The organism is Nocardia barduliensis, from assembly GCF_013315795.1.
Lineage (GTDB): Bacteria > Actinomycetota > Actinomycetes > Mycobacteriales > Mycobacteriaceae > Nocardia > Nocardia barduliensis.
This window is the reverse complement of sequence record NZ_JABLTE010000082.1, coordinates 12,517-35,192: the sequence shown is the minus strand read 5'-3', so window position 1 is coordinate 35,192 and position 22,676 is coordinate 12,517. Positions and strand designations below refer to the sequence as shown.

18 protein-coding genes are annotated in these 22,676 nt (G+C 65.4%); 14 read left to right on the top strand and 4 right to left on the bottom strand.

Going from position 1 to position 22,676, the window contains the following annotated elements:
• Positions 1-285: 285 nt before the first annotated feature.
• The 11 genes from HOV91_RS41130 to HOV91_RS28225 all read left to right on the top strand — a co-directional run bounded on the left by HOV91_RS41130 (position 286) and on the right by HOV91_RS28225 (position 14,071).
• Entirely contained in the window at positions 286-714 is a 429-nt protein-coding gene (locus HOV91_RS41130) for a 4Fe-4S dicluster domain-containing protein (protein ID WP_369009326.1), read from the top strand.
• A 290-nt stretch (positions 715-1,004) separates the two neighbouring features.
• Positions 1,005-2,624, top strand: a complete 1,620-nt coding sequence (locus HOV91_RS28270) for a hypothetical protein (protein ID WP_217441253.1) — start codon at positions 1,005-1,007, stop codon at positions 2,622-2,624.
• A gap of 19 nt (positions 2,625-2,643) precedes the next feature.
• Complete coding sequence (locus HOV91_RS28265; RefSeq protein ID WP_217441252.1) at positions 2,644-3,855, top strand: 3-deoxy-7-phosphoheptulonate synthase; 1,212 nt, start codon at positions 2,644-2,646, stop codon at positions 3,853-3,855.
• Between the two features lie 73 nt (positions 3,856-3,928).
• Positions 3,929-5,239, top strand: coding sequence for a salicylate synthase (locus HOV91_RS28260; protein ID WP_217441251.1), 1,311 nt, complete (start codon positions 3,929-3,931; stop codon positions 5,237-5,239).
• 14 nt (positions 5,240-5,253) lie between these two features.
• Entirely contained in the window at positions 5,254-6,858 is a 1,605-nt protein-coding gene (locus tag HOV91_RS28255) for a (2,3-dihydroxybenzoyl)adenylate synthase (RefSeq protein WP_174188405.1), read from the top strand.
• Positions 6,859-6,888: 30 nt separating this feature from the next.
• A complete protein-coding gene (locus tag HOV91_RS28250) occupies positions 6,889-7,149 on the top strand; it encodes a phosphopantetheine-binding protein (RefSeq protein WP_174188404.1) in 261 nt (86 codons plus the stop codon).
• Between the two features lie 23 nt (positions 7,150-7,172).
• Entirely contained in the window at positions 7,173-8,489 is a 1,317-nt protein-coding gene (locus tag HOV91_RS28245; protein WP_174188403.1) for an NAD(P)/FAD-dependent oxidoreductase, read from the top strand.
• Between the two features lie 27 nt (positions 8,490-8,516).
• Positions 8,517-9,902, top strand: a complete 1,386-nt coding sequence (locus HOV91_RS28240) for a cation:proton antiporter domain-containing protein (RefSeq protein WP_174188402.1) — start codon at positions 8,517-8,519, stop codon at positions 9,900-9,902.
• Between the two features lie 13 nt (positions 9,903-9,915).
• The gene (locus tag HOV91_RS28235) at positions 9,916-12,126 is read left to right on the top strand and encodes a penicillin acylase family protein (protein WP_174188401.1); all 2,211 of its coding nucleotides are present in this window, start codon (positions 9,916-9,918) and stop codon (positions 12,124-12,126) included.
• Complete coding sequence (gene purB, locus HOV91_RS28230; RefSeq protein ID WP_174188400.1) at positions 12,123-13,409, top strand: adenylosuccinate lyase; 1,287 nt, start codon at positions 12,123-12,125, stop codon at positions 13,407-13,409. The genes HOV91_RS28235 and purB overlap by 4 nt, the downstream gene beginning before the upstream one ends.
• A gap of 8 nt (positions 13,410-13,417) precedes the next feature.
• A complete protein-coding gene (locus HOV91_RS28225) occupies positions 13,418-14,071 on the top strand; it encodes a GNAT family N-acetyltransferase (RefSeq protein ID WP_174188399.1) in 654 nt (217 codons plus the stop codon).
• Between the two features lie 117 nt (positions 14,072-14,188).
• Here the strand turns inward: HOV91_RS28225 and HOV91_RS28220 are convergent, their stop codons facing one another.
• Together HOV91_RS28220 and HOV91_RS28215 are read right to left on the bottom strand one after the other, a co-directional pair.
• The gene (locus HOV91_RS28220) at positions 14,189-14,779 is read right to left on the bottom strand and encodes a TetR/AcrR family transcriptional regulator (RefSeq protein WP_174188398.1); all 591 of its coding nucleotides are present in this window, start codon (positions 14,777-14,779) and stop codon (positions 14,189-14,191) included.
• Between the two features lie 493 nt (positions 14,780-15,272).
• Positions 15,273-15,839 carry a TetR/AcrR family transcriptional regulator gene (locus tag HOV91_RS28215; protein WP_174188397.1) on the bottom strand — a complete coding sequence of 189 codons (567 nt, stop codon included), beginning with the start codon at positions 15,837-15,839 and terminating at the stop codon, positions 15,273-15,275.
• Between the two features lie 346 nt (positions 15,840-16,185).
• On the opposite strand from HOV91_RS28215, the gene HOV91_RS28210 reads away from it, so the two are divergent.
• The 3 genes from HOV91_RS28210 to HOV91_RS28200 all read left to right on the top strand — a co-directional run bounded on the left by HOV91_RS28210 (position 16,186) and on the right by HOV91_RS28200 (position 19,658).
• Positions 16,186-16,665, top strand: coding sequence for a DUF2269 domain-containing protein (locus HOV91_RS28210; protein ID WP_246351028.1), 480 nt, complete (start codon positions 16,186-16,188; stop codon positions 16,663-16,665).
• 250 nt (positions 16,666-16,915) lie between these two features.
• Positions 16,916-17,332 carry a DUF2218 domain-containing protein gene (locus HOV91_RS28205; protein WP_174188395.1) on the top strand — a complete coding sequence of 139 codons (417 nt, stop codon included), beginning with the start codon at positions 16,916-16,918 and terminating at the stop codon, positions 17,330-17,332.
• Between the two features lie 772 nt (positions 17,333-18,104).
• Positions 18,105-19,658: a multicopper oxidase family protein gene (locus HOV91_RS28200; protein ID WP_174188411.1), complete on the top strand. Its 1,554-nt coding sequence runs from the start codon at positions 18,105-18,107 to the stop codon at positions 19,656-19,658.
• A gap of 262 nt (positions 19,659-19,920) precedes the next feature.
• Here the strand turns inward: HOV91_RS28200 and HOV91_RS28195 are convergent, their stop codons facing one another.
• Together HOV91_RS28195 and HOV91_RS28190 are read right to left on the bottom strand one after the other, a co-directional pair.
• Entirely contained in the window at positions 19,921-22,170 is a 2,250-nt protein-coding gene (locus HOV91_RS28195) for a heavy metal translocating P-type ATPase (protein WP_174188394.1), read from the bottom strand.
• 42 nt (positions 22,171-22,212) lie between these two features.
• Entirely contained in the window at positions 22,213-22,422 is a 210-nt protein-coding gene (locus tag HOV91_RS28190) for a copper ion binding protein (protein ID WP_174188393.1), read from the bottom strand.
• Between the last annotated feature and the right edge of the window lie 254 nt (positions 22,423-22,676).

Genomic DNA, 22,676 nt, shown 5'->3' with positions numbered 1-22,676 from the left:
CCACAACCCCCACATCAGCCGACCCCACACCAGCAAAAAAAATCCCATCAACCTTCATAGCTGCACTCCTTATTGCGAAGTCCGGCAATTCCAACCGGAATCGTAGTGCTGCACGTACTGCTGTGTCACAGCCGAACCAGAACACTCGCGCTCATGGCGAGCGATCGGTGTTCAACTGTGTAGGTCCCCGGTTGAACAGTCGATCCCGGAACTCCGCGAGGCAAATCGTGGGGACCTTGACGTGAACGCACTTCCGACCGGATCGTTTCGGGCGGAGTCGCATCGATGTGGATGACGACTTCGGTAAAGACGCACTCGCCGAAGAACCACAGAATGCGCCGACCGAACCGGAGAATCCTATGCCAGGAGGCCGGAATGCCGCGGACGACAAAACCCTCCACTGAAGCCGTGCACAACCGACGGCAGGAACGTATCGAGACCAGAACGCGCAGCGAAGCTTGGAAGAAGCCGCCGCGCCGAATCGAATCAGCCGAATGCATTACCTGCGACAGCTGCGTGCGCAGCTGTCCCCCGGAATTCGGCGCAATCGTCGATCGAGGCCTCCAGGTTGTGATCGTGCCCGAACTATGCTCGGGCTGTCCGAAATGCGTTGCTGTATGCCCGGTCGACTGCATCTATGTCGACGAAAAATCCGAACCGACCGGTGACGACCTGTGGAACTTGGTGGTCTCGAACGAACACGGTGCGCGATGACGAGCGCGGGAACCGGCGGTGACCGCGCATCCCGGCGTGAGGAACTGATCAAGGCCCGCCAAAGCCGTCGCCCGAGCCGACTCGGCAGGCAGGCCGGCGCCACTCCCATCCCTGATCGTGTTCTGGACCCCTCGGCCGGCTTCCCCGAACTGTTGGCGCAGGTGTGGAAGCAAGCCAGCGACGCAGCGGATGTCGGTACCGCCGTGACGGTATTACTCACCCTCGACGGACACGTGCCGGCTGATGTCCAGCTGAGAGCGCTACGCCTCGCAGAGGAATCCGCTCTGAGCGTGCTGCAGGGAGTTTCGTGGCGGCACGACCGCTCCGACGCCCTCGAAACCGCTGAATCGCCAATATTTTCCGGCGAACTCGCGCTGACCACGACGGGCCGCGTAGTCGTCGGCGTCCCCGGCGCACCCAGCGTCGTTGAGCAATACGATCTGGTCGGTGGTGTTCTTCGGGTGCCATGGACCGGCGCCGAGATCGAGCAGTACCGGCACAAGGTGGGCCGGGCCCTTGCCGAGTACACCGAGTCCGTCTCGGAGTGCCGGGCGTGGTTGCACGCGCTCGGCCCTGCCGCACGCAATGAGGTCCTCGACGAACTCACCGACGCCGCACGCCGCACCGCGCCATTCGTCCTTTATCAGGAAGACCAGCTCTACACCAACTTCCGTGAACGCAACAACCTCACCGGGAAGACGTTGTTTCCCGGCCATCCCGACTGTGTATTGAGCTCGCTGTCACGGACGCCGCTAGCGCGATGGTCCGACCATGACGCGATCCTGGTGGCGTGTCTGGCGCTGCTGATCCGTTCAGGCAGTTACGCGCGGATCGAGGAAGCCAACGGAACGCAGTTGACGCTGGCCCACGTCGGCGAGCTGCTCGATCGAGCCCGCCTCAACTACAACTCCGCCTCCGAACGCGCTCCGATAGCCCCCGTCACCGAACCGCACCTGGACGAGCTGCAGGCGCTCGCAGATCAGTTACGCGCCCGACGCGCCGAGTTGACCGGATCCGTCCAGCTCTACCGCGAGATCTACGGCCCGCTGATGCACAAGATCGAGCGGGTGGCCGGCCCGGTGAAACCGGCGGCCCGAGCAACAGAAGCGGCGATCTGTGCACAATTGCGTGAACGCCTCCCCCTGTCCGGGGACACTCTCGAGGACCTGCGTGCCAGTGCGACCGCGGCACCGATGTGGTTGATTCGGCCACACCGAGACTTCGGCACCGGGTTGGAGTCGCTGATCTACGAGACAGTCTGTGCGGCGCGGGATTGCTTCGGAGTGGACTTCGCGATGAGCCGCGGCCTGCGCTCGCTCAGTCGTCTGACCGAGGCGCTGCGCACCGAGCATTGGGCCGAGATCGTCGGCTGGGAGCTGCCAGAGTTCTTCTGCTGTGTCGTACCGGCTCCACAGGCGCGCCGGTTCTTCGGCGACACTCCCGCTCAGCTGGCCGATATCGCGTGGTCGATGTCGGCACGAATGCAGTACAACTCCTGGCACTTCCTCGCGGGAAATCTTCCCAAGGTCCCCGTGGTGATCGAACGGGACTATTTCATACCGCCGACAATCCCCGACATCGCCTACTACTCCGACCAACATCACCACGGCCACGTCGCTGCCCGCGTCAGGTTCAGCATTCGCAGCCCTCAACCGGTCCACATCGCCGGCCGCCGGTTCGGAGGCTTCATCGATCTACGCCTGCTCCGTTGCGAAAGTGAACCATTCACTGAACAAGATCTGCTGGCAGCACACCGTGTCTCGGCATTCATAGCTGACGCCACCGGTCACGCCGCAGCACTGGCGACCGACCATGACGTCACCGTCACCGCCTTCGACCCGTCCTGGCATTGGACCACCATCACCGCATCGGCGGCCCACGCCTCGACGGCCGCGCCCCACCGTTTGTAGCCGAACGAAGGAACTGCTCATGTCTAGCCGACCTTCCGCCCCTGTCGACATGCTGTCCCCGGCAGGCCCGGCCGCAGCCCGGCTGGCCAGTCTGCGCACTCTGCCCGCTGAACACCAGCCGCCGTGGGCTCCGACCGGCGACCTCGACAACGTCCGTACGCAGTTGTCGCAGTGCCCACCGCTGGTGAACAGAACAGATATCGACCTGCTGCGCCGAAAATTGGCCGCGGCCCAGCAAGGGCAGGCGTATGTGCTGCACATCGGCGAATGCGCCGAGACGTTCACCATGGCGACGACCGAGCACATCGAGCGACGGTTGAGGCTCTATCAAAGTCTGGCCAACCGATTGAGCGAGCGCACCGGATACGAGGTCGTGCTGATCACCAGAATGGCGGGCCAGCACGCCAAGCCGCGCAGCCAGGCGATCGAGCGGACCTCCGACGGCACCGAGGTTCTCACCTACCGCGGCGATGCCGTCAACTGTCTCGAGCAGACCGTCCTTGGTCGCAGGCCGGACCCGCAACGACTTCTGGCCTCCTACCACCACGCCCGGGATACCTTGGCCGACCTGCGCAAGCTCACGTCGACTATCAACAGGCCCGTCTTCGTCTCCCACGAAGCGCTGCTGCGCGACTACGAGGAACCGCTGACCCGAGGTGGCGAAACCCCCTATGCCGCCGATGCTCACCTGCTGTGGATCGGCGATCGGACCCGCAGACTATGGAATTGGCACGTTCAATGGGCTGCCACGATCGCCAATCCCGTCGCGGTGAAGATCGGCCCCCGCGCCAGCGCGTACGACGTGTTCGACCTCGCCCGCGCCCTCGACCCGCGTCACGAGCCGGGCCGGTTGAGCTTGATCACCCGACTCGGTGCCGCGGACACTGTCCAACGACTGTCTCCCTTGTTGCGTGTGGTGACCGAGACCCGGGCACCGGTGCTGTGGCAGTGCGATCCGATGCACGCCAACACGCGCACCCTCGAAGGACGAAAGGTACGGCTGTTGCCGGACCTGCGCGCGGAGATCACCGGTTTCGTGGGCACGCTACGCGCCGCCGGATGCCACCCCGGCGGACTGCACCTGGAGGTAACCCCGGACGAGGTCACCGAATGCCGCGAGCCGTCCGACCGCGCAGGCGATTGCATCTCGCATCCGCCCTGCGACCCACGGCTGAATCCTGACCAGGCTGCCGACATGGTCGATCACTTCGCCGACGCCGTCGTTGCCTGACCCGCCAAACCTCGAAAGGGACTCCGCAGTGAAAACCGTCTCGGGCAGAACCTTCTACGAACGAACCTGCACGTTGAACGCAGATCCGCTCACAATCATCACAAACCTCGCCGCCGCGGGCTTGCACGAGCAGTTCCTCGTCTACGAGCGCCCGCACGAATGGTGCTATGCCGGCGGAGCCCATGCCGAGCTCACCCTCGACCACAGCGGAGCGCATTTGAGCGACGCGCGCGGGCATCGGTCACTGGATTGGGACGGTTCTCCCCTGCGACAAGTGCAACGACTGCTCGAGCAGATTGATATCCCAGGCTGGCGCGCCTACGGCTGGGCAGCCTTCGAACTGGCATACGCCAAGGAAGGCGACCGTTCCAGCATCGGCGACCAACGGCTGCTGCACCTGCTCATCCCGCAGACCGAAGTGCGGATCGACGGGAACAACGCGCTCATACGCTCGACCGACGAAGCCGGACTCGACGCGGTCGCAGCCTGCCTGGCCGACGCTACGAACCACAGCGAAACGCAGTCCAGCCCGTTGGACGTGCGACATGGCGCCGCTGCATACCAGCGGGCGGTCGCAGACGCCGTCGCCGCGATCCACGCCGACCGGTTCCAAAAAGTGATCCTGTCACGCACCTTCGCGGTGGACACCGACATCGATTTGGTCGCCACCTACCGACATGGACGGCAGGCCAACAACCCCGCACGGTCGTTCCTGCTACACCTCGGCGGCATCGAGGCCGCCGGGTTCAGCCCCGAGGTCGTCGTCGCTGTCGACGCCAGCGGCCGCGTCATCAGCCAGCCACTGGCGGGTACCCGCGCGCTCACCGACGATCCGGTACAGAACCGGCGACTTCGCGCGGAATTGCTGTCGAACTCGAAGGAAATCTACGAGCACGCCATTTCGGTCAAGATCGCCCACGACGAACTGCTCGACGTTTGCATTCCCGACACGCTGTACGTGGAGGAGTTCATGTCCGTGCGCGAGCGCGGCACCGTCCAGCACTTGGCCTCGCGGGTGGCCGGACAGCTCGCCGAAGGACATCACGCGTGGGACGCGTTCGCCGCGGTATTCCCCGCTGTCACCGCATCCGGGGTGCCCAAGGCTGCCGCCTACACCGGTATCCGCACCCACGAACCCGCCGCCCGCGGTCTCTACAGCGGCGCGGTACTCACCGTCGAGCACGACGGTTCCATGGATGCTGCTCTGGTGCTGCGCGCGGTGTACCGCCAACACGGAAAGACCTGGTTGCAGGCCGGTGCGGGAATCGTCGGCGATTCACGGCCCGAGCGGGAATTCGAGGAGACCTGCGAAAAGCTCGACAGTGTCGCGCGTTTTCTCGTACCCGCACCCGCACCCGCACCCGCACACGTCACGGCCGGATGATCGGAGGACCAGCCATGCTCGATGGATGCACACCCTGGCCTGCCGACGTGGCGGTTCGTTACCGTGACCACGGCCATTGGAGTGGGGAGACGCTCGCCGACCTGCCCGTGCAGTGGTCACGACGGTACGGCAACCGCACGGCACTGGTCAGCGGCCGACGAAGCATCACCTATAACGAACTGGAACTGCAGATACGTCGCATGGCGGCGGGGTTTCGTGAACACGGACTTTGTGCCGGTGACCGCGTCGTCGTGCAGCTGCCGAATACACCAGAGTTCGTGATCGTTGTCTTCGCGTTGATCAGCATCGATGTCAAGCCGGTGTTCGCGCTGCCAGCACACCGCGCCACCGAAATCCGCCATTTGTTGACCATGACCGACGCGGCCGGCTACGTGGTCCCCGACCACAGCCACGGTTTCGACCATGCCGCCCTCGCCCGGGCGCTGGCCGCCGAGTTCCCGGCGCTGCGATTATTCGTGCACGGCACCCAGATTCCCGATAAAGCCATAGCCCTCAACGAGGTCGACGCAGAACCGGCGCCGCTGCCCACTCTCGACCCGTCCGACGTCGCGTTCTTCCTGCTCTCCGGCGGCACCACGGCGTTGCCCAAGCTCATCCCCCGCACGCACAACGACTACGCTTACCAGACCCGCGCCGCCGCCGCCGTTACCGGGCTCACCCGCCGGGATGTGTACCTCGCCGCGTTACCCGCCGCCTTCAACTTCACCTTCGGTTGTCCCGGCATCATCGGCACGCTGCGCGTCGGCGGCACGGTGGTCCTCATCGAAGATCCCATTCCGGCAGACTGTTTCGAGCTCATCGAACAGCACCGCGTCACAGTGACCGCCCTAGTCCCCGCACTCGTGCAACTGTGGCTCGATGCTGTCGAGGACAACCCATATGACCTGGGCAGCTTAGGCACCGTCCAAGTCGGTGGCGCACCATTGCACCACGACATCGCGACCCGCATCGGCCCATCCTTCGGGGTCCGGTTGCAGCAGGTGTTCGGTATGGCCGAGGGGCTGATCACGATGACCCGTGACACCGACCCACCCGAGGCTGTGCTCACCACACAGGGGCGACCGTTATCCCCCGACGACGAAATCCGCATCGTCGGCGACGACGGCATCGACCTCCCGCCCGGCGTCACCGGCGAGCTGTTGGTCCGCGGGCCTTACACCCTGCGCGGCTACTACAAGGCGGCGGTACACAACGCCTCCGCCTTCACCGACGATGGCTTCTACCGGACCGGCGACCTCGCCCACCTCACCACGTCGGGCCACCTGGTGGTCCAGGGCCGGCGTAAAGACGTCATCATCCGTGGCGGCAACAAAGTCTCTGCCTCCGAGATCGAGGGCTACCTGCTGGCCCACCCTGCGGTCGACCAGGTCGCAGTCGTTCCCGTGCCGGACCCCTACGTAGGGGAACGCATCTGCGCTTACGTGCGCGCCGCCGGCACACCGCCGACCCTGCCGGAACTGCGCAAAGCCCTGCAGGAAAGAGGAATCGCCGACTACAAGCTGCCCGACCGACTCGAGCTGATCACCGATCTTCCGCTCACCGCCCTGGGCAAGCTCGACAAGAAGGCGCTGGCTGCCGCAGCTGCCAAGAGTGCCTGACCACCGACCACGGCACGAGGAGACGAAACCATGTCGCTGCGACCCGTCGGCCAACCGCCCACCCTAGCGGAAGTGCGCGCCACCGTTGCCACAGTTCTGCAGACCCCGCCCTCCGACATCCCTGACGACGCCGATCTGCTGGACCTCGGTCTGGATTCGCTCGGCATGATGCGGGTCGTCAACTTGTGGCGGCGCGCCGGAATCCGCATGGCGCTCGATGATTTGACCGCCGAGCCCACCCTGTCCGCTTGGTCACGGCACACCAGGCCCGAGGCACACAACCCGCTCTGAATATCTCACGATGAGGGAAAATCATGGAAGCGCATAACATCCCCCGCGCCGAATACGACGCGATCGTCATCGGTGGTGGACCATCCGGCGCCGCCTACGCCATCACCATGTCCCAGGGCGGGCGGTCGGTCCTGGTCCTGGAAAAAGACAAGTTCCCCCGATTCCATATCGGCGAATCATTCTTGCCCTACACCGCCGACATGCTCGAGTTGCTCGGTGTGCTGGACAAGATGCCCGGTCACGGGTTTCCCATCAAGCGTGGACTGGATCTGATCCTGCCGGAGGGCAACAGACTGGTCGATATCGAGGCCACCGGAGAGTACGGCTACCGCCCTTGGACATACCAAGTGGAGCGAGCGCTGTTCGACAAGATCCTGCTCGATGCCGCCGCGGAAGCACCTGGCGTCACGGTGCTGCAGGAAGCCGCTGTCAAGGAACTGATCTTCTCCGGGGAACGTATCGTCGGTGTGCGCTTCGAGCGTGATGGCGTGATGGACAGCGCTACCGCTCGATTCGTCATCGACGCCAGCGGACGCGCCGGCGTCATCCCCCGCAGGCTCGGGCTGCGCACGACCGATAACCAGCTCAAGATGGCCGCGGTCTTCAAACACTTCGACGGACTCGATGAGCGTTACAACCCGACCCGCGAGGGAGACACCCAGATCGGCGTCCACGCCGACGGATGGATGTGGGCAATCCCGATCCGCGACGACATCATCAGCGTCGGCGCCATGACGCCGGTGGATGTGCTGCGCGACTCCAGCCCTGAGGAGGTGTTCGACACCGCCCTGCAGCGGCTGCCCCGCATCGCCCAACGCCTGACCGGAACCAAGGAGTGGCACAGCCTGCGCGGCGAGCGCAACTTCGAATACCACTCCGACACCCTCGTCGGCCCCGGATACTTCATCGTCGGCGACTCGGGGTGCTTCACCGACCCTGTCTTCTCCGCTGGAGTTTTCCTCGCTCTTGCCACCGGACGGCGAGCCGCGCAGCAAACCCGCAAAATCCTCGACCACGAAAGCACCGAGACCGAGGCCCAGCATTCCTACGAAACATTCTTCAAAACCGGCTACGAGACCTATTACCGCCTCATCCGTGCGGTATACGACACACGTGCCGGAATCATGGGGACCTACATCCGGCAATTGCTGACATCCGAAGGACTCGACGAGACGGACCGCGTACTCACCCTCAACGGTGACTTCTGGACCGATTCCAATCGACTCGTGCAGCGACTGCGTGAACACAAGGAGTACACGCTGTTCGCCCCCTTCGAACTCAACATCGGTTGCCCCGTCTACGGCAAGGACGGCCCGCCGCTGCGCATTCCTTCTCTCTAGCCATAGCTTCTTCGACTGAGGGGACAGATGAGGCGAATTCTCATCGCGTATCTCGTGGTTGTGGCTGTTCCGGCCGCTCTGGCGCTGCTCTTGATCGCGCCGATCGGCCACGCCGCGACGGCAGGTGATGCCAGTCCGGTATCCAGCGAGAGTTCGGTGCTACCGCAGGTGCTGATCGCCATCGCGGTCGTTGTGGGTGCCGCTGCGGTCGGCGGCGCACTGGCCGAACGACTTGGCCAGGCAAGGGTTTTCGGGGAGCTCGTCATGGGATTGTTGCTGGGCCCGACCGCGTTGGGGGCGATCGCTCCCGAGGCGCAACGGTGGCTGTTCCCGTCGAACATTTTGCCCCACCTCGACTCCATGGCTCAGCTCGGAGTTGTGTTCTTCATGTTTCTCGTCGGTATGGAGGTCTCCCACACCGATTTGCGCCGGGTCAGCGCCACCAGCACGGTCATCGGACATTCGTCGATCGCGCTGCCATTCCTCGGCGGCGTCACGGTGGCCTGGTGGTTGTATTCGCACTACCCCCCGGCCGAGCCGGGAGCCCTCCCTTTCGCCTTATTCATAGGCCTGTCCTTTTCCATCACCGCGTTCCCGGTGCTGGCCAGGATTCTCGATGAGCAGCGCCTGCTATCGACACGACTGGGCAGTATCGGGATGGGTGCGGCGGGAGTCTGTGACCTGACCGCATGGTGCCTGCTGGCCATCGTGGTCACCATCGTCCATCACACTTCTTTGCTACCAGCCCTGTTTTCGATCGCACTGGCGATCGCCTTCACCGCGGCCATGTTCGCGGTGGTGCGGCCCGTCCTGGCACGTGTTGTCGCGCAGGCGGATCGCTCCGCCACCCGACCCATCGCCTTGTACGCGGCCATGGTGTGCGTCCTGCTGGTATCGGCGTTGGCTACGGAGGCGATCGGGGTTCATCCGATCTTCGGGGCCTTTCTCGCCGGGATCGTCATGCCGCGCGAATCCACGCTTGTGGCCGACCTCGGCACCAAACTCGAGGGAGTTACCCTGTGGGTGCTGTTGCCGCTGTTCTTCGTCACGGTGGGTTTGCGCACCGATCTCGGCGCCACCATGGGCATCGCTGCGCTGGGGACCTGCGGAGTGATCATCGTCGTCGCCATGGCCACCAAAATGCTCGGCAGTGGCCTCGCCGCCGTCGCCCTGGGTGAAAGCCGACGCGACGCGTTGGCCATCGGCGTGATGATGAACTGCCGGGGGCTCACCGAACTGGTCGTTCTCAACCTAGGTAGGCAGCTCGGCCTGCTGAACTCCGCGCTGTTCGCCATGTTCGTCATCATGGCCGTCGTCACCACCGCAGCGACCGCTCCGCTGCTGCGCGCCGTCGTCCGTGACCGCCCTCCTGCGGTGCCCGCACCGCGACCCGCCGCCGAAACCTCCCGCTGAAGTAGGTGCCGCTGTGCCGACCACCGCCGTCCACCATGTCTCCGGACTTGCCAAGCCCGTCGACATCCTCCTCGACCGCTGGGGGATACCGCACATCTACGCAGCCTCACTGGAGGACCTGTTCTTCGCACAAGGCTATAACGCCGCCAGGGACCGGCTTTTCCAACTCGACCTGTGGCGGCGGCGCGGCCTCGGCCAGCTGGCCGAGGCATTCGGTCCCGACTTCGTGGAGCGAGACCGGGCGGCGCGATTACTGCTGTACCGCGGCGACATGGATGCCGAATGGCGTGCCTACGGTCCGGCCACCCGCGTCGCGGTCACCCGATTCGTCGCCGGGATCAACGCCTACATCGACCGGCTCGACCGCGATCCCGAGGCACTGCCGCCGGAATTCGCACTGGCCGGATACCGGCCCGCCCGATGGTCACCCGACGATCTCGTGCGTCCGCGCACCCACGCACCTGTGTTCAATCTGCTGTCGCAATTCCAGCGGGCGCGGGTAACCGCAGCCGCCGGCGTCGAAAGCGACAAGCTCCGTCAGCACCTCGTCCGCGGACATCGCCCCGCGGTCCCCCACGATATCGACCTGGACCTCCCGCCTGAAGTGCTCGACTCTTACCTGCTCGCCACCGGGCGGCCGCCACCCCCGATGCCCAAAGACACCGTCGAAGGTAGCAACTGCTGGGCGCTGGCCGCAGAGCGAACCACGACCGGCCGCCCACTGCTGGCCGGCGATCCCCACCGTGGCTACAGCACTCCCTCGCTGCGCTACATCAGCCATTTGTCCGCGCCAGGACTCGATGTCATCGGCGCCGGAGAGCCGCACATGCCGGGAATCGCTCTCGGCCACAACGGGACAGCCGCGTTCGGGTTCACAGTGTGCCCTGCTGACACCGAGGATCTAGTCGTGTGCGATCTCGACACCGAACCCCTCGAGACCGTGGTCGAAACGATCACTGTGCAAGACGGCGCACCTGTCGCCGTCGAATTACAGTTCACCGCCCACGGACCGGTACTGCACGTGGACCCAGACCGTGGAAAGGTCTACGCGCTGCGATCCACCTGGTTCGAGCCCGGCACCGCCCCCTATCTGGCAAGCCTGGATTATCTGTCGGCGACCTCATGGACGGAGTTCGACAAGGCGCTGGAGAACTGGCGCGCGCCTGGCGAGAACCACGTCTACGCCGATGTGCACGGCACGATCGCCACTCGAAGCGCCGGGTTGGTACCGAAGCGGGAGGGGTACGACGGGCTTCTACCGATTCCCGCCGATACCCGACGCTACCGATGGGACGGGTTTTTCACGCCAACCGACTTCGCCCGGATTTCGAATCCGGTAACCGGTTTTATCGCCAGCGCCAACGAGTTCAATGTTCCCGATGGGTATCCGCTGCCGACCTACGAGTGGCCCAGCTCCGACCGCTACACGCGCATCGTCCAGGTCCTCGGACGCACGCACGAACACTCCCCACGCGAAAGCGCACTGCTACAAAACGACCTGTTCTCGATCACCGCACATGAGGTCATCGGTTCGCTCCGCACACTCGATCCCCGATCCGCAGACGATGAGGTCGCGACCGCTGTCGAATTGCTCACCGGATGGAACGCCATCGAAACCGCGGACTCCGCGGCCGCGGCGCTGTTCGAAACCTGGTGGACACGTCACCTCGGGCCCGCAGTCGTGCAGCTCACAGCCCATCCCGCCGCGGTAGGATTCATCCCTTACCCCGACCCGACCACCGTCCGTGAATGGCTGCGCACGTCTCCTGTCACCGGCGAACGCGACCGCCTTCTGCGGCAAACGCTGCGTGCAGCATGCGACGAGCTGCGCCGGACGCTCGGTCCGTCGACGGCCACGTGGCGCTGGGGCGATCTGCACCGCAACATCCAACCGCACCCACTCGGTCACCTGGACGAATCTCTGCACGTCGGCCCGGTGCCCACCGGCGGATCGAATTCGACCGTCGCCAGCGGCTCATACTGGCCCGCCGACTTCTCACCCTTCCTCGGCGCATCCTTCCGGATGATCATCGACGTCGGTGAGTGGGACAACTCCTTGTGCGTCAACACCCCCGGTCAATCCGGAGACCCCCGCAGCCCCCACTACCGCGATCTCTTCGAGACCTGGCAAGCCGGCCAGTACGTACCCCTGCTCTACACGCGCACAGCAATCGAACAACACACCGAGCAGCGCATCCACCTCGAGGCGGTGCACGCAGAATGATCTCGAAGTTCTCCACACCCCAGATGACCGCCCTATGGTCGGACCAAAACCGCTACGACACGTGGGCGCGGGTCGAAGTCCTCGCCGCCGAAGCCCAGAACCTGCTGGGGCACGTCCCCTCCCCTGCGCTCGAAGACATCCGCCGCGCGCCGGCCCCGCGAGTGGCCCGCGTCGGAGAACTCGAACGCGATCGCGATCACGAAGTGTTGTCGTTCCTGGCCGCCTACTGCGAAACCATGCCCGAGACGTCGGCACGCTGGGTACACCACGGAATGACCAGCTACGACCTCGTCGACACGGCACTGGGCTACGTTCTCGCCAACGCCACCGATCTGCTGCTCGACAGCGCGAGGCGACTGCGGCATATCCTGGTCGACCGCGCACTCGAGCATTGGGACACCCTGTGTATCGGCCGCACCCACGGCATCCACGCCGAACCGACAACCTTCGGCCACAAACTCGCGGGGTTCGCCTTCGCGGTCGACCGATCCATCCGCCGATTGACCGCCGGCCGAGAGGCTGTGGCCGTAGGCACCATCTCCGGCGCCGTCGGAACCTACGCGCTGATCGATCCGTTCGTCGAACACTACGTCTGCGACCAACTGGGTCTGGGCATCGAGCCGGTACCGACCCAGGTCGTCGCCCGCGACCGGCACGCCGAGCTGACGCTCGCGATCGCCGCACTAGCCGCCTGCGTGGAAAGCATCGGGCTGGAATTCCGGCTGCTGCAACGCACCGAGGTACGCGAGGTCGAAGAAGCCAGGCCATCGGCGTACCAGGGGTCCAGCGCGATGCCCCACAAGCGCAATCCGACTGCGAGCGAACGTTTGTGTGGGTTGGCACGGCTGTTGCGCGGCCACGTGGGTCCTATGTTGGAAGACGTCGCGCTGTGGCACGAACGCGATCTGGCCCACGCCACTGTCGAACGGGTCGCTCTGCCCGATTTGCTGACCGCAAGCCACTACCAGACGAATCTCGCCGCCGAGGTGGTGGCGAAGCTGACAGTATCACCGGAACGGATGCGTGACGCGATCGATCACAGCGCCGGTCTGGTGTTCAGCTCCGCGGTGCTCGCCGACCTGCTCGAGGTAGGAATCGAACGAGAGAAGGCCTATCGACTGGTGCAATCGGCCGCCGATTCCGCTGAGCGCTCGGGAACGCCCTACAACGAGATCCTCGCCGATCACGGCATCAAAGCCGACCAGCTCGATCCCGCACGATTTCTCACCCAACACGATGTGGTCCTGCGTCGGCTGACGACGCTCGCCGAAGCGGAAGGATAGGCACACCCATGACCGATGACATTGCTGACGAGAACGACTGGTCCACACCTGTGACCCTTTCCGGCCGCTACGTTCGGCTGGAGCCGATGACTGCGGCACACACCGAGGGGCTGCTGGCCATCGCCGATGACGACGTCTTCGAACACCTTTCGAGCCCCCGCCCACAGGACATCCAGGCCGCCCGGCGCATGGTCGAGACCATGACCAACGGCAACGTCACGGGCGGACGGGTGTGCTGGGCGCAGATCGACATCCGGGACACGACCGCAGGGCCCATCGCCGGCACCACGTCCTACTACGAAATCAATCCGGCAAACGGCTCGGTCGCCATCGGTTTCACCTGGCTGGGCCGACAATGGTGGCGCTCCGGTCTCAACACCGAAGCAAAACTGCTGCTGCTGCAGCGAGCGTTCGACGTACTCGGCGCCGTGCGGGTGTTCTGGCATACCGACATCCGCAATATCCGCTCCCAAGCCGCCATCGCCGGGCTCGGCGCCGAGCGTGAAGGGTTGCTGCGCAAGCACAAACGGCGCCCCGACGGCAGCTGGCGCGACACGGTCCAGTTCGCCATGACCGACGACGACTGGCCGGCCGTTCGCGACAGGCTCACCAAGAAACTCTATTCGGGAGTGCCACGGCCCGCCCCCGACGTTGCCCGCTGATCGCGGTCATCGGCATTGACCCCCGCGGCCTCACCATCTGCAAGTGGCATAGACGTTGTGTCGCGGCAGGGCGGCGCCGAAACAGCTTCTGCCGAGGCTTCCCGCCCCTAGCGAGACTCAGGGACGCAACCCGTCGAGCGTGACATCGACCAGCCGCTCCACCGCATGGTCCTCGGTCAGCGCGTCGGCCGCGGTCAGCGCGTGCATGCAGTAGATGCTCAGTTCACTGGGGGATACGTCGGTGCGGATCTTCCCCGCCTCTGCCGCGTCCGCCAGCATGTCCCGCACGATCGCGTGCAACTGCTGGCGGGCCGCCTCGACCTGTCCATCGCCACGATGGAGCATGATCGCCAACTCGCTGCCGTGCGGTTGAGAGTGCTGATGATGTGCGCGTTGACGCTGGTGCCGGCAGTAGATGCCGAAGGCCGCCCGTAGCCGGGCCATGGGATCGTCTGTCCGATCGCGAATCTGGACGAGATCGTCGATGTGTCTGGTGATCTGGCGATGATGCCAAGCGGCCAGGATCATCTCCACGTCCGAGAAGTATTTGTAGAGCGTCGCGCGTCCGATACCGGTCCGTTCGGCGATCTCCGACATCGTCACCGAGGTCGGTCCTCGCTCGTTCACCAACGCCCACGCGGTGTCGAGGATCGCTTCCCGCACCCCACGCCGGTGGGCCTCGATGGTGTCGCTCCATAACTTCGGCATACCCGAATTGTACGGTCCGACGCGTAAGCAACGGTATGTATTGACATAGACAATGTGTCTGACAAAGACTGGTCTCCGGAATCAGCAACCGACTACGAACAGGAGAAGTTCATGAACGACCGTGCCGCACGATCGGCAGAACAGAGCGCACGAGACGGCCTGCCGCGCTGGGTGATCATCAGCGGTATAGCTGTCGCAGTGCTCGCGATCGCTGTTGTGGCGATGATGCTCATCGGCGGCGGTGAACACGGACCTGGCAGGCACTCCCCTGGTGGCAATTCACCGAGCAGCAGCCATATTCCGCCGTCTGGCGGCCATGCGCCCGGCACCGGCGCGCACTAGTCTCCCGCCGCGAGCACTGCGCCGGTCTGGAGCCTTCGACGGCACCGAACGGGCACGTGGCCCTAGCGGCGCACATGGGCCAGCTAGACCCGGAGCCCGCTCGGATCACTGGATGTGACTGTCGCCAGGCGCCACAGCACCGGCCAGGCCGCTACGACGGTCGCAGTCCATCGAGGGTGACAACGACCAGTCGGCGGACGGCAGCCTTGGATCGTAACGAGCTGGCGGCCGACAGTGCCGCCAGGCAGTACCGCGCCAACTCCTCGGGCGGGACGTCGGCGCGAACGGTACCCACCGCCGCGCCCTCGGCCAACAACTGGCGCACCAGCTCGTGCAGCCGGTGTTGCGCATGGACGGCATGACCGCTTTGATGCAGCGTGGGCGCCCATTCCCCACCATGGTGGGAGTAGTCGATCAGCGCGTAGGTACTGAGCACCTTCTCCAGACGCCGCGCGGTGTCCGCGTCGCTCTCCACGATCGCGGCCAGCTGTTCGAGGTGGCCGTTTATTCGGCGTTCATGCCACGCCATCAAAATCGAGTCGACGTCCGGAAAATACTTGTACAGCGTTGCGCGCCCGATGCCCGTGGCCTCCGCGATCTGGGTCATGGTCACCGAAGCCAGGCCGTGTTCTGCGACCAGCTCCGCGGTCGTGTCCAGCAACGCGTCTCGCACGGCTTGGCGATGCGCGCTGATTGTTTCGTTCCAGAGCTTGGGCACACGCGAAGTATATCGAGGTCACGTCGCGGTTTTACCCTCCAGCGCGCCCCCTCCGAGGCGAAGCAGCCCAGCTGTTACGCCACCGCCATCCCTCCGCTCACCGTCGACGGTGCCCGACCAAGCCACCGCCGCAGCGGCGACTGCCATGCGGAAACTGAGCTACCGCCGGGCCTCGTGAGACATGACATCGCATCACGCTGCAACTTTTTGCGATACACTTCGTCACGTCATTGACGTACTGTATGCAGCAAGTCGACATGACTGACAAAGGTGGAAGAATATGGTTTTCACACAGCGCTGGCGGCGACTCACCTTGCTGTCACATATCGTGTCTTCGGTCGGCTGGATGGGCGCGGTCGCGCTCTACATCGGGCTGGCAATCGCGGTGATGGCCAGCCAGGAACCGCTGGTAGTCCGAGGCGCACTGAGCTCGATGCGGATTTCCGTCTGGTATGCCATCATCCCGTTCGCCGCGCTGTCGCTGACGACGGGGCTCATCATTGGAGTCGGCACGATCTGGGGTCTATTTCGACATTACTGGGTGATCTTCAAGCTCGTGCTCAACCTTCTCGGCATCACCGTCCTCGTCCTCTATACCAGTTCGATCAACCACTACGCGGAACTGGCCTTGTCCGCGGAGACACCGGATTCGATCGCGACCCTGCGCAATCCGACCCACCTGGTGCACTCGACGGGCGGGCTCATCATCCTGCTCGCCGCGGCCGTGCTGTCGGTGTACAAGCCAAAAGGTATGACCCGCTATGGACGGCAGTACGGCCGCCCGCCGCAGCGCAAACGCTCCGATGCTCCCGCTCTTTCCCGCTGACCAAGGCAGATGCCAGGTGACCAGCAACACCACCCGCACTGGCAGCCACCGGGCCGAACTCATTACCTTCTCGACGCCACGGCTGTGCGTCATCGACCGCCGCCCACTCGTCTTCCCGGATCTCGCGGTGAACGAAATTCGCGTATCGGATACTCATGCCGGTCGCAGCACGCCCGGGAAACGTACCTCCAGCTCATCCACGTTCCGGACGACATCCGGACCTGATTCGCCGATAGCGAGGATGTGACAAATGCCGACCATTGAGGCGCGAATCGCCACCGATACCCCTGCCCGTTACCTGCGGCAGTTCTGCCGGCATGCCGCCGCCATGGGGGAGCGCCGGGCCCGCGGCCTACCCCCGCACAGAGGCGCGGCCACCGGACCGCCAGGAGCGACCGGCTTGCCGGGCGGGCCCAGCGGCATGCGAGTCCATGTCGAAGCGTCGGAGACCACAGGCACGGTCGCATTCGATCCACTGGGCCGATGCGTCGTACGCGTTGGCGACATGAGCCTCGTCGTACGCGTCGAAGCCGTCGATGACGCAGTCATGCAAAGGATCCGAGACATCGTCACGCGGGATTTCGATCGGTTCAGCCGCAACAAACTTGTCATCGACTGGCACGAGGTCGACGACACCGACGTCGATCAGGCCGAGGCTGCTCGGTGAGCCGAAGCCGCACCATTGGGTTTCCGCTGCGCCGCTGGTGCATGCTCCTGGTCGTCGCCGGGGCCATCGGTCTAGCCGTCGTCGCACACGCCGGACTAGTGGGGCAACTGCTGGCAGGCAGCTGGTCGGCTCCGGTCCTCGTTCTGACCGCGATAGCTTTCGTGGTGAAGACGGCGCTGATCGTGGTCCACCGAAAGAATGCACGTCGCGAGGAGCAAGCCTGACCACGTCCCCTCCCCTCGTCGACCACCTCGCTCGCCGCCACTGTGCCCGACAGGACGCATCGGGATGGCGGGTGTCGATCCGACATGGTGACATCACTGAAGGCGATGTCACCCCGATATATGGGGGCGCAGTGCCCGAGGCTCAGTCAACGCCCCGCATTACCGTCCCGCTCGACGCAAACGCTCGGCTGGCCGGTCATCATCGCCGCACTCTGCACGGTCGCCAGCGTTCCCTCCTTAGCTGTGCTCGATCGTCCCCTCCTGCGCGGGATGCTCAACCCGTTCGCTGAGATGCGACATGCACAGCGGCGGCCTGGCCTACACGCTGGCCCTCACCTCGGTCGCCTGTTGGATCTTCTTCCGCCTCGGGCTTCGGCGCGTCCGGCAGCGCACCGGCAGTTCGATAGTCCGGCGGTCACGAGCGAGAGACAAGATGTTCACGAACCCTCGAGACAGTTGCTTGAAGTCGATCCCACCGCTGCCGAGGCACGGCTGAAAGCAAGCACAACATGCCAGACCACACCACCGCCGAGACGAACAGGACCACCATGGCGCCCGCACAGTTCCCGATCACCAGTCCGATGAACCGGCGTAGATTCATCACCCTGAGTGCGGGCATGGCAGCAGCGGGAACACTGGCCGCGTGTTCGCCCAACACGCCGAATGCGCGGACCCCCATCGGACCGGGTGATGCAGCCGTGCGGGTAGCGGAAGACCGGCGGCGGGCCGCCACCGCACCCATCCGCGAGGTCACGCTGCGAGCGGAGCCGGCAACGGTTGATCTCGGTGGCGTGCAGGTGCGGACCTGGGCCTACAGCGGCGCTGTGCCGGGGCGGGAGATTCGTTTGGCTCGCGGTGATGTGCTGCGGGCCGATTTCATCAACGCTGTGCCCCAGCCATCGACCGTCCACTGGCACGGCGTGGCACTGCGTGACGACATGGACGGCGTCCCTGCCCTCACCCAGCCCGCGGTGGCGCCGGGCGGTAGCTTCCGCTATGAGTTCACCGTCCCGGATGCGGGGACATACTGGTTCCATCCACACGTAGGCGTCCAGCTCGATCGTGGCCTGTATGCGCCGCTGATCGTGGAGGATCCCTCCGACGGCGACGACTACGACGTCGAAGCCGTTGTGGTGCTCGATGACTGGCTCGATGGTGTCGACGGGCGTGACCCCGACGCAGAGCTCGAGCGGTTGCGCACGGAGGGCATGGCGGGCATGGACATGGGCTCGACCAGTACTGGTGCCGGCGGCCATGGTGGCCATGGCGGTCACGGCGGCGGAGCGGACTCGGACGCCCCTCTCGGCAGTGACAGCGGAGACGTCACCTACCCCTACTACTTGATCAACGGACGGCTCGGTACCGATCCGGTGACTTTCACCGCCCGCCCAGGTCAACGGATGCGACTGCGGATCATCAATGCCGCCGCCGACACCGCCTTCCGGTTCGCCGTCGGTCGCCACCGGTTGAGAGTCACACATAGTGACGGATTTCCGGTGATGCCGGTCACGACCGACAGTCTGCTGATCAGTATGGGTGAGCGGTACGACATCATCGTGGAACTCAACGACGGAGTGTTCCCCATCGTCGCTGCTGCCGAGGGCAAGCAGGGACAGGGCCGGGCGCTGATCCGGACCGGCGCCGGCGACCCTCCACCGTCGGACATCCGGCCGCGCGAGCTCGGTGGCGCACCGCTGACCGCCGCCCGGCTGCGGGCGACAGACCCCGTGCGCCTGGCGCCGCGCGCTCCGGACACGGTGCTCGATGTGACCTTGGGCGCGGACGACAAACGCTACCTCTGGACAATCAATGGGAAGACCTTCCAGGAGCACGCCATGCTGCACGTGCAAGAAGGGCAGCGGGTACGGCTACGTTTCGTCAACGACACGATGATGTTCCATCCGATGCACCTGCATGGCCACACCTTTCAGGTGGTCGATGGTAACGGCAGCGGCCCCCGCAAGGACACCTCGATCGTGCTGCCCAGCCAAACCGTCGAGGTGGATTTCGACGCGGTCAACCCCGGACAGTGGATGCTGCACTGCCACAACGCCTATCACGGCGAAGCCGGGATGATGAGTGTGCTGTCCTACGTACGTTGACACGCTCGCGTGCTGTCCTGCGGAGTATGACCCGTCGAAGCCGACGACTGCACTTCGGGAACCCCAGGGCGCGTCAACGACTCTCGCAGTGCTTCACGCATCGCGACTACGACACATGCCGCGATGCAGCGGGCGACAGCCCTGGAGACGGGGTGCTGCGCGATGCGCAATGCGTTTTCCTGCAGTGCCGACATGGAGACCTCCTGGCGGATGCCCGGACGGGACGACACTACGTGTGCCGTCCCGTCCGGTGTTTGGCGCACTATTGCGCTGTCGAGCGGAAGCCGCGCAGCCGCAGGCTGTTGCTGACCACGAAGACCGAGGAGAACGCCATCGCCGCGCCCGCGAGCATCGGGTTCAGCAGACCCGCCATGGCCAGCGGGATAGCGGCCACGTTGTAGGCGAAGGCCCAGAACAGATTGCCCTTGATGGTCGCGAGAGTGCGGCGCGACAGGCGGATCGCGTCGGCCGCGGCCCGCAGGTCGCCGCGCACCAGGGTCAGATCGCCTGCCTCGATGGCCACGTCGGTGCCGGTGCCCATGGCCAGGCCCAGGTCGGCCTGGGCCAGCGCCGCGGCGTCGTTGACACCGTCGCCCACCATCGCGACCACTTTGCCTTCGGCCTGCAACCGCTCGACGGTGTCGACCTTGTCCTGCGGCAGCACCTCCGCGATCACCTCATCGATGCCGACCTGCGCGGCGATCGTGGCGGCGGCCGCCTGGTTGTCGCCGGTCAGCATGATCGGGGTGAGGCCGAGGGCACGCAGCTGGGAGATCGCTTCGGCGGAGGTCGGTTTCACCGCGTCCGCCACCACGAGCACGCCGCGCGCCTTGCCGTCCCAGCCCACCGCGACGGCGGTCTTGCCTTCGGCTTCGGCCGCGCGGATCGCCTGGGACAGCTCGTCGTCGAGGTGCTGTGACCAGTCGGCGAGCAGCCTGGCGCGGCCGACGAGCACCGCGTGGCCGTCCACCATGCCCTGCACGCCGAGACCCGCCACGTTCGCGAAGTCCTCGACCGGCTTCAGCTCGCCCACTCGCTCCCGGGCGCCTTTGGCGATGGCCTGGGCGATCGGGTGCTCGGACGAATCCTCCAGCGCCCCCGCCAGTTGCAGGATTCGCGTGACCTGCTCGCCTTGGGCGGGCACCACGTCGAGCAGGGTCATCTTCCCCGCGGTGATCGTGCCGGTCTTGTCCAGCACGATCGTGTCCACTCGCCGGGTCGACTCCAGCACTTCGGGACCCTTGATCAGGATGCCCAGTTGCGCGCCGCGTCCGGTGCCGACCATCAGCGCGGTGGGCGTGGCCAGCCCGAGCGCGCACGGGCAGGCGATGATCAGCACCGCCACCGCCGCGGTGAACGCCGCGGCCACCGAACCGCCGGTGCCGAGCCAGAAGCCGAGCGTCGCGACCGACAGCGCGATCACGATCGGCACGAAGAACCCGGAGATCCGATCGGCCAGCCGCTGGGCCTGCGCCTTGCCGGTCTGCGCGTCTTCGACCAGCTTCGCCATCTGCGCCAGCTGGGTGTCCGAGCCGATCCTGGTGGCGCGTACCACGAGCCGTCCGCCCACGTTGACGGTCGCGCCCACCACGGCGTCGTCCGGGCCGACCTCCACCGGCACCGACTCACCGGTGAGCATCGAGGCGTCGACCGCCGAGGAACCTTCCACCACGACGCCGTCGGTGGCGATCTTCTCGCCGGGCCGCACCACGAACCGGTCGCCGACGGTCAGCTGCTCCACCGGGATACGTCGTTCGGTCCCGTTGCGCAGCACCGAGACTTCCTTGGCGCCCAGCTCCAGCAGAGCACGCAGCGCGGCACCGGCCCGCCGCTTGGCGCGCGCCTCGAAAAAGCGCCCGGCCAGCAGGAACGTGGTGACGCCCGCCGCGGCCTCGAGGTAGATGCTGCCGGTGCCGTCCATCCGGGAGATGGTGAACTCGAACGGATGGGTCATGCCCGGTGTGCCCGCGGTGCCCCAGAACAGCGCGTACAGCGACCAGCCAAGCGCGGCCAGCGTCCCCATCGAGATCAGGGTGTCCATGGTCGCGGCGCCGTGACGCAGATTGGTCCACGCCGCGCGGTGGAACGGCAGCGCGCCCCACACCACCACCGGCGCGGCCAGGGTGAGCGAGAGCCACTGCCAATTGGTGAACTGCAGCGCCGGGATCATCGCCATGGCGATCACCGGCACCGACAGCACCAGCGAGACCAGCAGGCGAGTGCGCAGCGCGGCGGCTGGGTCCTCTTCGGGGGCGGCGGTTTCCTGCGGCTTCGGCGCGGCGGGCAGCACGGCGGTGTAACCGGCTTGCTCGACGGTGGCGATCAGCTCCTGCGGCGAGACCTCGCCGGTGACCTCGACCCTGGCCTTCTCCGTCGCGTAGTTGACGGTGGCGGTGACACCGTCGAGCCTGTTGAGTTTCTTCTCGATGCGGGCGGCGCAGGACGCGCAGGTCATTCCACCGATCACGAGTTCGACCTGCCCGGAGGGGGGCGGTTGTGTCGCGGTGGTCATCGTGGGTGCTCCGTTCGATCTGGTGGGTGACGTTGCGCAGGATCAGCTGGCGAGCTGATAACCCGCCTCATCCACGGCGTCGGCGACCGCGGCGAGTTGGATCGGGCCGTCGCTCGAGATGTCGACCCGCCCGGTCTGGAGATCCACATCCACTCTGGTGACGCCTGAGATCTTGCCGACTTCCTCACGTACCGACGACACGCAATGACCGCAGGTCATGCCGGTGACAGTGACGGTGGTAGTGGTGCTCATGACTTTCTCCTTCGCTCGGATGATCAGGCGAGTTCTGCCACCCGAGTAGATGATACCCCCATGGGGTATATAGTCAATAGGCCGCCGGAGGACTGGTCCCAACGGGACCGGTGCGGAAACTTCGGCGGATATGGCGCAGCTGTCGTGTTGAGGAGAGGCGGGGTCGTGCATTCTTGCGCTTCACCAGCGCCTGGCAGCTCGGCACCCGCATCTTCGGTAACCAGCTTCCGTGCGCCAGCACGCCCCGCCCACCG